The sequence below is a fragment of the Teichococcus coralli genome, assembly GCF_009829925.1.
Taxonomy (GTDB): domain Bacteria; phylum Pseudomonadota; class Alphaproteobacteria; order Acetobacterales; family Acetobacteraceae; genus Pseudoroseomonas; species Pseudoroseomonas coralli.
On record NZ_SNVJ01000001.1, the window covers coordinates 127435 to 142443 of the forward strand.

The 15009-nt window shown below is 72.3% G+C and carries 14 protein-coding genes; 11 read left to right on the forward strand and 3 right to left on the reverse strand.

Annotated elements, in window-relative coordinates; all coding sequences use genetic code 11:
- Positions 1-12 precede the first annotated feature (12 nt).
- The 3 genes from E0493_RS00580 (at position 13) to E0493_RS00590 (ending at position 3005) form a co-directional block, all read left to right on the forward strand.
- Positions 13-1401 (forward strand): MFS transporter, encoded by a 1389-nt coding sequence (locus tag E0493_RS00580; protein WP_160934967.1) that lies wholly within the window; start codon positions 13-15, stop codon positions 1399-1401.
- 137 nt (positions 1402-1538) lie between these two features.
- Positions 1539-2174 (forward strand): aspartate/glutamate racemase family protein, encoded by a 636-nt coding sequence (locus tag E0493_RS00585; RefSeq protein ID WP_160934968.1) that lies wholly within the window; start codon positions 1539-1541, stop codon positions 2172-2174.
- A gap of 57 nt (positions 2175-2231) precedes the next feature.
- The gene (locus E0493_RS00590) at positions 2232-3005 is read left to right on the forward strand and encodes a DUF6065 family protein (RefSeq protein WP_160934969.1); all 774 of its coding nucleotides are present in this window, start codon (positions 2232-2234) and stop codon (positions 3003-3005) included.
- 22 nt (positions 3006-3027) lie between these two features.
- Here the strand turns inward: E0493_RS00590 and E0493_RS00595 are convergent, their stop codons facing one another.
- Genes E0493_RS00595 through E0493_RS00605 form a run of 3 tightly spaced genes read right to left on the reverse strand, consistent with a single transcriptional unit; the run spans position 3028 to position 5978 of the window.
- Positions 3028-3783, reverse strand: a complete 756-nt coding sequence (locus E0493_RS00595) for a hypothetical protein (protein ID WP_160934970.1) — start codon at positions 3781-3783, stop codon at positions 3028-3030.
- Between the two features lie 58 nt (positions 3784-3841).
- On the reverse strand, positions 3842-5194 hold the full coding sequence (locus tag E0493_RS00600) for an ATP-binding protein (RefSeq protein WP_160934971.1): 1353 nt from the start codon (positions 5192-5194) through the stop codon (positions 3842-3844).
- A 7-nt stretch (positions 5195-5201) separates the two neighbouring features.
- Positions 5202-5978 (reverse strand): response regulator, encoded by a 777-nt coding sequence (locus tag E0493_RS00605; RefSeq protein ID WP_160934972.1) that lies wholly within the window; start codon positions 5976-5978, stop codon positions 5202-5204.
- Positions 5979-6124: 146 nt separating this feature from the next.
- Between E0493_RS00605 and E0493_RS00610 the strand changes: the two genes are divergently transcribed.
- From E0493_RS00610 to E0493_RS00645, 8 genes are all read left to right on the forward strand, one after another.
- Complete coding sequence (locus E0493_RS00610) at positions 6125-6775, forward strand: DNA-3-methyladenine glycosylase family protein (RefSeq protein WP_160934973.1); 651 nt, start codon at positions 6125-6127, stop codon at positions 6773-6775.
- A gap of 37 nt (positions 6776-6812) precedes the next feature.
- Complete coding sequence (locus E0493_RS00615) at positions 6813-8006, forward strand: aminotransferase (RefSeq protein WP_367614430.1); 1194 nt, start codon at positions 6813-6815, stop codon at positions 8004-8006.
- A gap of 103 nt (positions 8007-8109) precedes the next feature.
- The gene (locus E0493_RS00620) at positions 8110-9357 is read left to right on the forward strand and encodes an ABC transporter substrate-binding protein (protein WP_160934974.1); all 1248 of its coding nucleotides are present in this window, start codon (positions 8110-8112) and stop codon (positions 9355-9357) included.
- Between the two features lie 7 nt (positions 9358-9364).
- The gene (locus tag E0493_RS00625) at positions 9365-11209 is read left to right on the forward strand and encodes an ABC transporter permease (RefSeq protein ID WP_160934975.1); all 1845 of its coding nucleotides are present in this window, start codon (positions 9365-9367) and stop codon (positions 11207-11209) included.
- On the forward strand, positions 11206-11955 hold the full coding sequence (locus E0493_RS00630) for an ABC transporter ATP-binding protein (protein WP_160934976.1): 750 nt from the start codon (positions 11206-11208) through the stop codon (positions 11953-11955). The genes E0493_RS00625 and E0493_RS00630 overlap by 4 nt, the downstream gene beginning before the upstream one ends.
- On the forward strand, positions 11955-12656 hold the full coding sequence (locus E0493_RS00635) for an ABC transporter ATP-binding protein (RefSeq protein ID WP_160934977.1): 702 nt from the start codon (positions 11955-11957) through the stop codon (positions 12654-12656). Before E0493_RS00630 ends, E0493_RS00635 begins: the two co-directional genes overlap by 1 nt.
- A 578-nt stretch (positions 12657-13234) precedes the next feature.
- Complete coding sequence (gene nhaA, locus E0493_RS00640) at positions 13235-14452, forward strand: Na+/H+ antiporter NhaA (protein WP_202396826.1); 1218 nt, start codon at positions 13235-13237, stop codon at positions 14450-14452.
- A 107-nt stretch (positions 14453-14559) separates the two neighbouring features.
- Positions 14560-15006, forward strand: a complete 447-nt coding sequence (locus tag E0493_RS00645; RefSeq protein WP_160934978.1) for a hypothetical protein — start codon at positions 14560-14562, stop codon at positions 15004-15006.
- Positions 15007-15009: the final 3 nt, after the last annotated feature.

Consider the following 15009-nt stretch of genomic DNA (forward strand, 5'->3'; position numbering starts at 1 on the left):
GGAGAACACGCCATGGAGGATCAGCACAGCACAGCGCACGGCACCGACGCGCAGCCGTCGCCCGGCGTGCTGCGAAGAGCGATCGCCGCCTCGGCGGTCGGCAACGCGACGGAGTGGTTCGACTACGGCATCTATGCCTATGGCGTGACCTACATCTCCGCCGCCCTTTTCCCGGGCGAGGCGGCGGAGGCGACGCTCTTCGCCCTGGCCACCTTCGCCATCTCCTTCCTGGTGCGTCCGCTGGGTGGGTTCTTCTGGGGGCCGCTGGGCGACCGGATGGGCCGCAAGGCGGTGCTGGCCCTCACCATCCTGCTGATGGCGGGCGCGACCTTCTGCGTCGGCCTGATCCCGGCCTATGAGAGCATCGGCATCTGGTCCACGGTCATCCTGATCGTGCTGCGGATGGTGCAGGGCTTCTCGACCGGCGGCGAGTATGGCGGCGCCGCCACCTTCATGGCCGAATACGCCCCGGACGACCGACGCGGCTTCTGCGGCAGCTTCCTGGAGGTGGGCACGCTGGCCGGCTTCTCCTTTGGCGCGCTGCTGATGCTGGCCTTCTCCCTGGCGCTGGGCGACGAGGCCATGCAGAGCTGGGGCTGGCGCCTGCCCTTCCTGGTCGCCGGGCCGATGGGCCTGGTCGGCATGTACCTGCGCTCCAAGATGGAGGACACGCCGGTCTTCCAGGAGATGGAGGCGAGCCACGCCACGGAGCCCGGCGCGAGCACCGAGCTGAAGCACCTGCTCGCCCGCTACTGGAAGCCGCTGCTGGTGATGGGTGGCCTGGTCATCGCCCTCAACGTGGTGAACTACACCCTGCTCAGCTACATGCCGACCTACCTGGAGCGGCGGCTCGGCCTCAGCACGCAGCAGGCGCTGTTCGTTCCCATCATCGGCATGCTGTTCATGATGATCCTGCTGCCCTTTGCAGGCGCCCTGTCCGACCGGGTGGGCCGCAAGCCGCTCTGGTGGTTCTCGCTGGTCGGACTGACCGTGCTGGTGATCCCGCTCTACCACCTGATGGAATCGAGCTTCGTCGGCGCCATCCTGGGCTTCGCGGCGCTGGGCTTCCTCTACGCGCCCCAGCTCGCCACCATCTCGGCCACCTTCCCGGCGATGTTCCCGACGCCGGTGCGCTTCGCCGGCTTCGCCATCGCCTACAATGTCTCCACCTCGCTGTTCGGCGGCACCGCCCCGGCGGTGAACTCCTGGCTGATCGGCCTGACCGGCGACGAGCTGACCCCGGCCTACGCCATGATGGCCGCCTGCCTGGTCGGCATGGTGGCGCTGGCCTTCATGATCGAGACGGCGGGCCAGTCGCTGCGCGGCGACCAGATCCCCGGCACCGAGGCCGCCCGCAATGCCCTGCTGCGGCGGCCGCAGACCCGGCCGGTGCCGGGCTGACGCCCCGGGCGGCGGTCCCGGCGGGCACCGCCGCCCCGTCTGGCCAGGGTTGGGGCGGCGGTGCCAAGCTGGGGCCCGCCACGAGGAGATTGCCGCCATGATGTCCCTTTCCCTGCCGCCCAGGTGCTGTTGACGCCATGCGGATCGCCCTGATCCACGCGCTGCGGCACTCCCCGCCTCCGATCGAGGCCGCGCTGGCCCGGCTGTGGCCGGACGCACGGCCGATGAACCTGCTGGACGACAGCCTTTCCGCCGACCTGGCGCGGGAGGGCCGCCTGACCCCCTCCATGACCGGGCGCTTCCTCGCCCTCGCCCGCTACGCGGCGGGCACCGGCGCGCGCGGCATCCTGTTCACCTGCTCCGCCTTCGGTCCCTGCATCGAGGCGGTGGCGCGGGAACTGGCGCCGATGCCGGTGCTGAAGCCCAACGAAGCGATGATCGAGGAGGCCGCGGCGGCGGGAAGACGTATCGGATTGCTGGCCAGCTTCGCGCCCACGCTCGACTCCATGCCGCCGGAGTTCCCGCCCGGCATCACCCTGGTGCCCTGCCACGCCGAGGGCGCCCTGGCCGCGCTCGACGCCGGGGACGGCGCCGCGCATGACCGGCTGGCGGCGGAGGCGGCCCGCCGCGCCTTCGCCGGCTGCGACGCGGTGGCGCTGGCGCAGTTCAGCCTGGCGCGCGCGGCGGAGGCGGTGGCGGCGGCGACCGGCCTGCCGGTGCTGTCCACGCCCGACAGCGCGGTGCGCAAGCTGCGCCGCCTGCTGGAGGGCTGAAACCCTCCGCTAACCCGCCCTGCCCTATCCTGCCGCCGTCAACGCATGGAGATGGGCATGGCGGAGAAGCCGCGACCCCGGCTGATCGCCTACGAGCTGGACCAGCCGCTGCCGCCGATCCGCCCCGCCGGCGTGCGGCGGGACTGGATGGACGCCACGCCCGGCGGCTTCGCCTATCGCTGCCTGCCGCTCACCATCGCCAATGGCCATGGCTGGGAGGTGCAGGGCCAGACCGGCTTCGAGGCCTGGTGGAACGGCGGCGACCGGCCGGAGGATGTGACCATCCGCGTGCTCAAGCCCGGCGGCCTGGCGCCAGCCAGCCATTTTGGCGCCGGCATCCTGACCTTTCCCATCCCCACGCTGCTGCGCACGGATCCGGGCATCGGCCTCTGGGTCTCCGGCCCACCCAACGCGGTGAAGGACGGCATCGCGCCGCTCGCCGGACTGGTGGAGAGCGACTGGTCGCCGATGACCTTCACCATGAACTGGCGCTTCACCCGGCCGGACCAGGTGGTCCGCTTCCTGCCGGGCGAGCCGGTCTGCTTCTTCTTTCCCCTGCAGCGCGGCCTGGCCGCCGACACCTGCCCGGAGGTGCGCCCGCTGGCCGAGGCCCCGGAGCTGGAGGCCGCGCACCGCGCGTGGCGCGAGGGGCGCAACCGCTTCAATGCCGCGCTGTGCCAGCCCGGCAGCGAGGCCCGCGCCCAGGGCTGGCAGCGCCACTACCACCGCGGCCTGAACCCGGACGGAACGCCCACCACGGCGGACCATCGGACGCGCGTGCAGGTCCGGCCCTTTCCCGGACCCTCGCGCCGGCCCGCCGAGCCGGCCTGACCGCCGGCGCCGCGCCGCAGGGTCACGGCAGCAGGGAAACGACCAGCAGCAGGGCCGCCACCCCCGCGACGATCCGGATCAGCACCACCACCCGTGCCGGATCGAGGCGCGTGCGCAGCCGGAACCCCAGGCCGGTGCCAAGAAGCGTCGCGGCGGCCAGGGTGGCGAGAACAGCGAGGCCCGGCGTGCCCGCCGCGGGCAGGCCCACCCAGGCCAGCGCCGCCCCGAAGCCCACGATGGAGATGGGCTGCATCGCCCGCCGGATCTCGGCGCCCGTTCGGCCCGCGCGTGCCAGCGCCACGGGGGTGATGGGGCCGGGCGTCGCCGTCCAGACCGTCAGCGCCCCGGTGGCCAGCGCGGCGAGCCCCACCCCGGCCCGCGCCGAGCCCGCGGAGGGCGGCGCCGCGCGCGCCGGCGGGCGCGGCAGCGCGATCGCCACCAGGACGCAGGCCGTCATGCCTTTCAGCACTGGCGGCGAAAGGTCCGGCAGCAGCGAGGCGGCGAGGCAGCCGGCCAGGATGGCGCCCGAGGCCAGCGCGACGTCGCCCCACCGCAGGCGCAGCCCGCCAAGGCCCGTCGCCACCACGGAGACCAGCAGGTTCAGGCACAGCAGGATCGGCACGCCGGCCGCCGGGCCGAGCCAGAGCATCAGCAGCGGGCCGCAGACCACGCTCAGCCCGGCCCCGACCGCCACCTGAACGGCCGCCCCCGCGAGCGCCAGCAGCAGGCAACCCAGCCAGGCCAGGTTGAGGGAGGAGAACGCCAGCGCGGTCAGCATGGGACCATGCGCTTACACGAACCTCGCGGCGGGCCACAGCCCCCGCCGCGCCGGCCGCTCAGACCGGCAGCGTCACCACCGCCGTGAGGCCGCCACCGGGACGGTTGCGCAGCACCACGTCGCCGCCATGGGCGCGCAGGATGTTGCGCGCGATGGGCAGGCCAAGCCCCGTGCCGCCGGTTTCGCGGTTGCGGCTGGTCTCCAGGCGGCGGAACGGCTGGAACACCGCTTCAAGCGAGTCCTCGGGAATGCCGGGCCCGTCGTCCTCGACCCGCATCCGCACCAGCGATGCCTCCGCGCCCCGCCCCGGCCCGTCCAGCAGGATGCGGGCCGAGCCGCCGTAGTTCAGCGCGTTGCCGACAAGGTTGGCCAGCGCCCGCTTCAGCGCGATCGGCCGGGCGCGGATGCGCAGCCGCTCCGGCCCGGCATAGCCGAGCGTCTCCGGCTCCACCTCCGGGCGCGCATCGGCGGCCTCGTCGAGCACGGTGCGGCAGAGCGCGGCGAGGTCCAGCGGCACCGAGGGCTCGGTGGCGGAATCATCCCGGGCGAAGGCCAGGGTGGCGTTCACCATCGCTTCCATCTCGTCGAGGTCGGCCAGCATCTTGCGGCGCTGCTCGTCGTCCTCCAGGAACTCGGCGCGCAGCCGCAGGCGGGTGATCGGCGTGCGAAGGTCGTGGCCGATGGCGGCCAGCATCTGCGTCCGGTCGCCGACAAAGCGGCGGATGCGCTCGGCCATGGTGTTGAAGGCGCGCGCGGCGGTGGCGACCTCCGAGGGGCCGCGCTCCGGCAGCGGCGGCGCATTCACGTCGCGGCCCAGCCGCTCGGCGGCGCGCGCCAGGGCGGAAACCGGGCGCGTCAGTCGCCGCGTCGCCCAGAGGATCAGCGCCAGCGCCGCACCGGTCATCAGGAAGAAGGCGATCAGGAAGGTCTCGGAGTGCCAGGGGCGCTGCGGCGGCAGGGCCATCTCCAGGTTCAGCCAGGGGCCGTCGGCGAGTTGCAGCGCCAGCACCAGCACGCCAGGGCGCGCGCCGTTCGCCACCAGGGCCTGGCGCGGGCGGAAGCGGGGCGGCCCGGCACCGACCAGCTCCACCTGGAACAGCCGCATCAGCGCCGGGGAGGCGTGTGGCATGCCCGGCCGCACCGCCGGCAGGTCGCTCACCTGGGCGAGGAGGCCCGGCGGCAGGTCGATGTCCTCCAGCATGGCCAGCCGCCGGTCGGGCGGCGCCAGCACGGCGGTGCGCCACAGGCCAAAGGCGCGCGCGGTGATCTCGCGCGAGAGGGCGAAGCGCTGCAGGTCCACGCGGTCGAGGGCGTGGATGGTCAGCCCCGCCGCCTGCACCAGCATCAGCGCGAGCGTCAGGAACAGCGCCGTGCGCCCGGCCAGGCTGCGCGGCAGCAGGCGGCGGATCATGCCCGGCTCAGGAGACCGGCGCGCCGGCCGGATGGTCGCCGTTCGCCGCCGCTGGCGGCCGGTCGTTCACCTTCTCCACCGTGGCGGCCAGCACGTAGCCGCCACCGCGAACCGTCTTGATCAGCGTGGGGTTCCGCCCGTCATCCTCCAGCTTCCGGCGCAGGCGGGAAACGGCGACGTCGATGGCGCGGTCGAAGGGTCCGGCCTGGCGGCCGCGCAGCAGGTCCATCAGCATGTCCCGCGTCAGCACGCGGTTGGAGCGATCCACCAGCACCATCAGCAATTCGTACTCGCCGCCGGTCAGCGGCACCTCGACGCCGTCGGGGTTCAGCAGGCGGCGGCGGGCGGGCTCCAGCGTCCAGCCGGCGAAGCGGATGGCCTTGGCCGGCGGCTGCTGCGGCGCGCTCCCCTCGCCGCCGGCCCGGCGCAGCACGGCGCGGATGCGCGCCAGCAGCTCGCGCGGGTTGAAGGGCTTGGCCACGTAGTCGTCCGCGCCCAGCTCCAGCCCGACGATGCGGTCGGTCTCCTCGCTCATGGCGGTCAGCATGACGATTGGCACGTCGGACTGGCCGCGCAGCCAGCGGGCGAAGTCGAGGCCGGACTCGCCCGGCAGCATCAGGTCCAGCACCACCAGGTGGTAGCGGCCGAGCGGCCAGAGCCGGCGCGCCTCGCGGGCGTCGCGCGCGGCGGTGACGCGGCAGGACTGGCGCTCCAGAAACTTTGAGAGCAGATCGCGGATTTCCCGGTCGTCGTCGACGACGAGGATGTGCGGCGGGGGTTCCATGTTCTCGACCATAGGGAAGATATGGCGACGTTGCCCTGCACCCATGTTACAGGCTTTTGCCGGCCCGCGCCCTGTTGCAATTCGTTGCGTGCGGAGCGCCAGGGACATGCCGCGCCGCCGGCGACTCCGAGCAACACCCGCCCCCGATGCTGACAGCCGACCCGCCTCCCCCACTCTGGGCCCGCGAGGGCATCATCCACCTTTGCGGGCAGGATCCCGATTTCGCGCGCATCGAGCCTGCGGCGGGGCCTCTGGTCTGGCGCACCCGGCCGCGCGGATTCGCCGGGCTGGCGCGCACCGTGACGGGACAGCAGATCAGCTTCGTCGCGGCGGACGCGATCTGGCGGCGCTTCGCCGCCCTGCCCGGGGCGCTGGAGCCGGCCGGCCTGCTGGCGCTGAACGACGAGCAGCTCCGCGCCGCCGGCCTCTCCCGGCCGAAGGTGGCGCATCTGCGCGGCCTGGCCGAGGCCGTTCTGGCCGGCATCCTGCGGCTGGACCGGCTGGAGGAGATGACGGACGAGGTGGCGCTCGCCCATCTCGCCGCGCAGCGAGGCCTCGGCCCCTGGACGGCGCAGGTGCACCTCCTCTTCGCCGAGCAGCGGGCGGACATCTTCCCCTTCGGCGACGTGGCGCTGGCGGGCGGCGCGGCGGCCCTGAAGGGGTTGCCCGCGCGGCCGGGGCCGAAGCAGCTCGTTGCCATGGCCGAGGCCTGGAAGCCCTGGCGCTCGCTGGCGGCCCGGCTGCTCTGGCACCACTGGCGGCACGTCACCGGGCGCGCGGCGGGCGAAAGCGGCTGAAACCGGATGCGGGACGGGTAGGCGGCGGGGCGGGAGCGTGACACTCTCCGCCGCCATGCCGAGCCTTCCCCTTTCGCCCCGCGTCCGCGCAACCGCCGCCCCGCCGATCCCCGCCGCCCGCGCCTGGGCGGCGCGTTATGACGGCGGCGCCGGGCCGATGCTCGACCTCACCCAGGCGGTACCGGGCTATCCGCCGCATCCGGCGCTGCTGGAGCGGCTGGCGGAGGCTTCCGGCAACCGCGCCGCCGCCGGCTATGGCGCCATCGAGGGCGACGCGGCGCTGCGCGAGGCGCTCGCCGCCGATCTGGCGGAGTTCTACCGCGCACCGCTGGCGGCGGAGGATGTCACCATCACCGCCGGCTGCAACCTGGCCTTCACCATGGCGATGACGGTGCTGGCCGGCAGCAGCGGCGCCGTGCTGCTGCCCACCCCCTGGTACTTCAACCACCGCATGGCGCTGGAACTGCTCGGCATCCCCGCCCTGCCCTTCGAGACCCGCGCCGAGGACGGCTTCGTGCCCGACCCTTCACGCCTCGCCGCCGCGCTGGTGCCCGGCGTGAGCGCCGTGGTGCTGGTCTCCCCCAACAACCCGACCGGCGCAATCTATCCGCCCGCGGTGATCGCCGAGATCGCCGCGCTCTGCCGCGCGCGCGGCGTCTGGCTGGTGCTGGACGAGACCTACCGCGACTTCCTGCCCGAACATGGCACGCCGCCGCACCACCTGTTCCGGGACCCGGACTGGCGGGAAGGCGTGGTGCAGCTCTACTCCTTCGCCAAGTCCTACTGCATTCCCGGCCACCGCGTCGGCGCCATCCTCGGCGGCGGCGCCTTCCGCGCCGAGCTGATGAAGGTGGTGGACACCATGCAGATCTGCCCGCCGCGCCCGGCCCAGGCGGCGCTGGCCTGGGCGGTGCCCGCTTTGGCCGAATGGCGCGCCGGCAACCGCGCCATCATGGCCGGGCGCGCCGGGGCGTTCCGCGCCAGCATGGCCGCCGCGCCGGAATGGCGGATCGACGCGCTGGGCACCTATTTCGCCTATCTTCGCCTGCCGGACGGCCAGCCCGGCGCGCTCGCCGCCGCCGAGGCGCTGGCCGCCCGCCATGGCCTGCTCACCCTGCCCGGACCCTTCTTCGGCCCGGGGCAGGAGCGCCACCTGCGGCTGGCCTTCGCCAATGCCGCGGAGGCCACGCTGGCGCAGGTGCCCGAGCGCCTGCGCGCCCGCACCGCCTGAGGACGCCGCCTTTTCCGTTGCAGCACCGGCCCGGGCCGTTACACCGGGCAAGAGGTTCGAGTGAGGCCCCCGCCGGGGCCGGCCGCCAGAAGGAATGCCGATAATGGACCGCCGCCTCACCACCCCGCATGTTCGCCGCCGCGACCTGCTGGCGGGCATCGCCATCGGCACGCTCGCCGCGCCCGCCGTGCTGCGTGCCCAGGGCGGAGCAGGAGCCGGCCCGATCCGCATCGGCGAGATCAACTCCTACACCGCGCAGCCCGCCTTCCTCGGCCCCTACCGCAACGGCTGGCTGCTGGCGCAGGAGCAGATCAACGCCGCCGGCGGCATCAACGGCCGCCCGCTGGAAACCGTCTTCCGCGACGACGCCGGCAAGCCCGAGGACGCGGTGCGAATGGCGAGCGAGCTGGTCAGCGCCGAGAAGGTGGCGCTGCTGGCCGGCGGCTACCTCTCCAATGTCGGGCTGGCGCTCGGCGACTTCGCCGCGCAGAACAAGGTTCTCTACGCCGCCAGCGAGCCGCTGACCGACGCGCTCGTCTGGTCCAAGGGCAACCGCTACACCTTCCGCCTGCGTCCCAGCACCTACATGCAGGCCGCCATGCTGGTGGAGGAGGCGGCCAAGCTGCCCGCCAGGCGCTGGGCCACGGTGGCGCCGAACTACGAATACGGCCAGTCCGCCGTGAAGTGGTTCCGCGAGCTGCTGAAGGCGAAGCGGCCGGATGCCGAGTTCGTCGGCGAGCAGTTCCCGGCGCTCGGCCGCATCGATGCCGGCGCCACCGTGCAGGCGCTGGAGCGGATGCGGCCCGAGGCCATCTTCAACGTGACCTTCGGCACCGACCTGCTGAACTTCGTCCGCCAGGGCAACACGCGCGGCCTGTTCGACGGCCGCAGCGTCGCCTCCATGCTGAGCGGCGAGCCGGAATACCTGGAGCCGCTCGGCGAGGAATGCCCGGAAGGCTGGATCGTCACCGGCTACCCGCGCGACGACCTGGAGAACCCCGTCCACACCGCATTCCGCGAGGCCTACCGCAAGCGGTACGAGGCGCCGCCGCGCTGCGGCTCGGTGGTGGGGCATGACATCGTGCAGGCCATCGCGGCGACGCTGCGCAAGGCTGGCGGCACCGACACGGAGGCCATGGTGGCGGCCTTCGAGGGCATCCGCTTCCAGACCGCCTATGGCACCGGCGAGGTTGAGTTCCGCGCCGCCGACCACCAGTCCACGCTTGGCGCCTTTGTCGGCCGCACCAGGCTGGAAGGCCGCACCGGCAAGATGGTGGATTGGCGCTATGCCGACGGCGCCAACTACCTGCCCTCCGACGCGCAGGTCCGGGAATGGCGGCCGCAGGGCTGACCGCGCCTTGGAGGACCTGGCTGTCCAGGCGCTGAACGGACTGGCCAGCGCCTCCTCGCTCTTTCTGGTGGCCTCGGGGCTGACGGTGATCTTCGGCGTCAGCCGGATCGTCAACTTCGCCCATGGCAGCCTCTTCATGCTCGGCGCCTACCTGGCCTGGACGCTCACCGGCCTCGGCCCGCTGGCCGGTCTGGGCGGGCTCTGGAGCTTCTGGGGCGCCATCCTGCTGGCCGCGCTGGCGGTGGGCGCGCTCGGCGCGCTGCTGGAGGTGACGGTGCTGCGCCGGATCTACGGCGCACCCGAGCTGTTCCAGCTGCTCGCCACCTTCGCGCTGGTGCTGATCGTGCAGGACGTGGCGCTGTTCCTCTGGGGGCCTGACGACAAGTTCGGCCCGCGCGCGCCGTTGCTGCGCGGCGCCGTGGAGATCCTCGGCCTGCGCTTCCCGCGCTACGAGCTGTTCCTGATCGCCGTCGGGCCGGTGGTGCTCGGCCTGCTCTGGCTGCTGTTCCACCGCACGCGCTTCGGCATCCTGCTGCGTGCCGCCACGCAGGACCGCGAAATGGTCGCCGCGCTCGGCGTGGACCAGCGGCTGCTGTTCACCGGCGTGTTCTTTCTCGGCGCCACGCTCGCGGGTCTTGGTGGCGCGCTCCAGTTGCCGCGCGAGGCGGTGACGCTGCACATGGACATGGCCGTCATCGTCGAGGCGTTTGTCGTGGTGGTGGTGGGCGGCCTCGGCAGCCTGCCCGGCGCCTTTCTCGCCGCGCTGCTGATCGGCGAGTTGCATGCCTTCGGCATCCTGGTCTTCCCGCGCATCACGCTGGTGCTGGTGTTCCTGGTGATGGCCGTCGTGCTGGTGCTGCGGCCCTACGGGCTGCTCGGCCGCGCGCCCTCCGGCGCGCCGCCGGCGAGCGAGGTGGCGGCTCCCCTCCCCGCCGCCATGCCGCCCGCGCTGCGCCGCGCCGCGCTGGCCGCCCTGGCGCTGCTCGTCGCGCTGCCGCCCTTCCTTGGCGACTACCCGCTGATCCTGCTGGCCGACTTCGCGACCTTCGTGCTCTTCGCCGCCAGCCTGCACTTCATCATGGGGCCAGGCGGGCTGGCGAGCTTCGGCCACGCCGCCTATTTCGGCGCCGGCGCCTATGGCGCCGCCCTGCTGTTCCGCCATTTCGCCGCGCCGATGGAACTCGGCCTACTCGCCGCGCCCTTCGCCGCCGGGCTGGCCGGGCTGCTCTTCGGCTGGTTCTGCGTGCGGCTCTCCGGCGTTTATTCCGCCATGCTGACCCTGGCCTTCGCGCAAATCGCCTGGAGCGTCGCCTTCCAGTGGATCGAGGTGACGGGCGGCGACAACGGCATCCTTGGCCTCTGGCCGAGCGAATGGGCGCGTGGGCGGCTGGCCTTCTTCTATCTCTCGCTGGCGCTGTGCGGCGCGGCGGTGCTGCTGCTGCGACGGGCCATCCACGCGCCCTTCGGCATGGCGCTCCGGGCGCAGCGGGATTCTGGCCTGCGCGCCGAGGCCATCGGCATCGACGCCTTCCGCATCCGCTGGCTGGGCTTCGCCTTCGCCGCCGCCATGGCAGGCCTTGCCGGCGCGCTCTTCGCCTACGGCAAGGGAAGCGTTTTCCCCTCCGTGCTCGGCATTTCCCGCAGCGTGGACGCGTTGCTGATGGTGCTGCTCGGCGGCGTGCAGACGCTGAACGGGCCCATTGTCGGCGCCATCGCCTATGCTGGGCTGCAGGAACAGCTCGCCCGCGTGACGGACTACTGGCGGCTGCTGCTCGGCCTCGTCATCCTGGCGCTGGTGCTGTTCTTCCCGCGTGGCCTGGCCGGCGCCATCCGTCGCGGGGGTTCGCCGTGACGCCGGCGCTCGCGGCGGAGGGGCTGGTCAAGGCCTGGGGCGGCCTGCGCGCGGTGGACGGCGTCTCCTTCACCCTGGCCCCGGGCGAGATGCTGGCGTTGATCGGCCCCAACGGCGCCGGCAAGAGCACCTGCTTCAACATGCTGAACGGCCAGATCCGCCCCGATGCCGGGCGGGTGCGGCTGGCGGGGCGCGACGTCACCGGCCTGCCGCCGCGCGCCATCTGGCGGCTGGGCGTCGGGCGCACCTTCCAGGTCACCGCCACCTTCGCCTCCATGACGGTGCTGGACAACGTGCGGATGGCGCTGCTCTCCCATGCCCGTCGGCTGCTCGGCCTCTGGCGCCCGGCGGCGCGTGAGTTCACGGCGGAGGCCGAGGCGCTGCTGACCCGTGTCGGCATGGCGGACCAGGCGGGGCGGCCCTGCGGCGTGCTCGCCTATGGCGATCTGAAGCGGCTGGAGCTGGCCATGGCGCTGGCCAACCAGCCGCACCTGCTGCTGATGGACGAGCCCACCGCCGGCATGGCCCCTGCCGAGCGCATGGCGCTGATGGCCGAGACGGCGGCCGTCGCCCGCGCGGGCGGCATCGCCGTGCTGTTCACCGAGCACGACATGGACGTCGTCTTCACCCACGCCGACCGGGTGCTGGTGCTGGACGGGGGCCGGCTGATCGCCGGCGGCGCGCCGGAGGCGGTGCGGGCCGACCCCAGGGTGCGGCAGGTCTATCTCGGCGGGGGCCCGGCCTGATGCTGGCGGTGGAAGGGCTGCACGCGCATTACGGGCGCGCGCATATCCTGCATGGGGTTTCGCTGACGGTCGGCAGGGGCGAGGTGGTCTGCCTGCTCGGACGCAATGGCGCCGGCAAGAGCACCACCATGAAGGCCATCATGGGGCTGGTGCCGCCCAGTGCGGGCTCGGTGCGTTTTGAAGGCGCTTCCCTGGCCGGGCGGCCGCCCCATGCCGTCGCCCGCGCCGGGATCGGCTATGTGCCGGAGGAGCGGCGCATCTTCGCCGACCTCACTGTGCTGGAGAACCTGGAGGTCGGGCGCCGCCCTGCCCGCCCGCAGTTGCGCCCCTGGACGCCGGAGCAGCTTTTCGCTCTTTTCCCCAGCCTCGGCGCGATGCGCCACCGCACCGGCGGCCGGATGAGCGGGGGCGAGCAGCAGATGCTCACCATCGCCCGCACCCTTATGGGCAATCCGCGCCTGCTGCTGCTGGACGAGCCTTCCGAGGGGCTGGCGCCAGTGGTGGTGGAGCGGATGGCTGCCGCCATCGCGGAGCTGAAGGCAGAGGGGCTTTCCATTCTGCTTTCCGAGCAGAACCTGACCTTCGCCGGCGCGGTGGCCGACCGCGCCTGTATCCTGGAGGTCGGGCAGGTCAGGCATGAGGGCCCGATGGATGCGCTGCTGGCCGATGCGCCGCTGCGCGCGCGCTACCTTTCCGTCTGAGCGGTCAGACCAGCAGCCAGGCGGCGATCCAGCCCGCCAGCCAGCCGCCCAGGATTCCGAGCACGGTTCCCAGCATGATTTCCCGCGCCAGGCGGGGGAGCGCGGGCAGGGAAACCCGCCCTGCCCGCGCTCTGCCGTGCCGTTGCGCTCCACCGGCCGGCACCCGCCTGGATGGGGGGTCCGCCGGGGAAAGCGGAGAGGTCCAGGCGACCGGGACGAAGGGGGCGGAGGACGGCATCGGCATGAGCCCGATGCGAACATAGAAAGAACATTGGCGCAAGAGGCCGCATCCCGCCCCTGGTCCGAAAAGAACGAAATGTGAACGCGAACTCCAATGCGGCTGCCGACGCGGAACAGCCAGGGATGGCGCGGGGCGGGCTCGGCGGGTCGGCGAACCAGGCATTTCCAGTGCCGCTTCCTTGCCAAGGAAAATGAGGTGTCAACTGAAACGACTTTCCGGCCTTCCCGTTGAGGGGCCTGCACGCTAAAATGACTAAATTTTAATGTACTCTCCTCCAGGAGCCGCGCCTTCTTCGGCAGGACCGGGTTCTGGCAGGAAACAGAACGGGGAATGGCGGATGGACGAAATGGCAAGGATCGTCGGCAAGGGCCGCATCCGCTCGATGCTGCGGGATTTCCTGGACAGCGAGGCCGCGGGCGGACTGGTGCTCATGGCCGTCGCGGCGCTTGCCATCCTGGTGGCCAACTCACCTTTGGCACCGACCTATTTCGGCGCCATGTCCAGCTACATTGGCCCCCTGAACCTTCAGCACTGGATCAACGACGCGCTGATGGCCGTCTTCTTCCTGATGGTCGGCCTTGAGATCAAGCGGGAGATGCTGGACGGGCAGCTCTCCAGCTGGAGCCGCCGCGTGCTGCCTGGCGTCGCGGCGGCGGGCGGCATGGTGGCGCCGGCGCTGATCTACGTCGCCTTCAACAGCGGCGATCCGCAGGCGCTGCGCGGCTGGGCCATTCCTTCGGCCACGGACATCGCCTTCGCGCTCGGCGTGCTGTCGCTGCTCGGCCCCCGCGTGCCCGTGTCGCTGAAGGTCTTTTTGGCGGCGCTGGCCATCATCGACGATCTCGGCGCGGTGGTGATCATCGCCCTGTTCTACACGGGCGACCTTTCCCTGATGGACCTCGGCGGCGCGGCCCTGGTGCTGGCGGCGCTTTATGGCCTCAACCGCGGCGGCGTCCGCTCCCTCCTGCCCTACCTTCTGCTCGGTCTGGTGCTCTGGGTGCTGGTGCTGCGCTCGGGCGTGCATGCCACGTTGGCCGGGGTGCTGCTGGCATTGACCATCCCGATCCGCCTGACCCCTGGCACACCCGAAGCCACGGATGCGGAATCGCCGCTGCACCGGCTGGAGCACATGCTGCACAAGCCGGTGGCCTTCCTGGTCGTGCCCATCTTCGGCTTCGCCAATGCCGGTGTTTCCTTTGAGGGGATCAGCGCCTCCGTTCTGATGGAGCCGCTGACCCTCGGCGTTGCGGGCGGGCTCGTCCTTGGCAAGGTCATCGGCGTCTTTGGCGCCTCGGCGGTGATGATCCGGCTCGGCGCGGCCGACCTTCCGGCCGGTGCCGGCTGGGGGCAGTTGCTCGGGGTTTCGCTGCTCTGCGGCATCGGCTTCACCATGAGCCTGTTCATCGGCCTGCTTGCCTTCGCCGACACGCCCGCCCTGCAGGATCGTGTGAAGTTCGGCATTCTCGCCGGCTCCCTGGTGGCGGGCCTGCTCGGCTACCTCGTTCTCCGCGTCGCGCGGCGGGAGGCAAGTCCGTCCCGCGGCTCCGCATCCTGAGGGCGGCCCATCCGGGGGGGGGGGGAGCCTCCGCCGGCGAAACCGGCGGAGCCGGCCAGGTGTTGGGCAAGCAGTGCCCGCAGGGGAACCAGGACGGAGCCGAAGCCATGCTGCCAGCAACGACCGAGCGCGTTTCACTCCACAGCGCCGCCTCCGCGAGCCGAAAGATCCGCAACGAGACGCAGGCACGGATCGCCTATCTCGCACGCCATCCCGGCGAGATCCCGACTCGCCTGGCGGAGCTGGACCGCGAATGGGACATCGAGCGCAGCCTGGAGGCGAACGCCTCCAGCCTCGCCTTCACCGGCATCGTTCTGGGCGCGACGCTGGACCGGCGCTGGCTGGTGCTGCCGGCGCTGGTCACGGCCTTTCTGTTCCAGCACGCCATCCAGGGCTGGTGTCCGCCGCTGCCCATCCTGCGGCGGCTCGGCTTCCGCACGGCCTCCGAGATCGAGCAGGAGCGGCATGCGCTGAAGGCCTTGCGCGGCGATTTCGCGCGCATCGGGCAGGCGGAGGACCGTGCCGCCGCCGCCTTCCAGGCCGCGCGCGTCTGACGC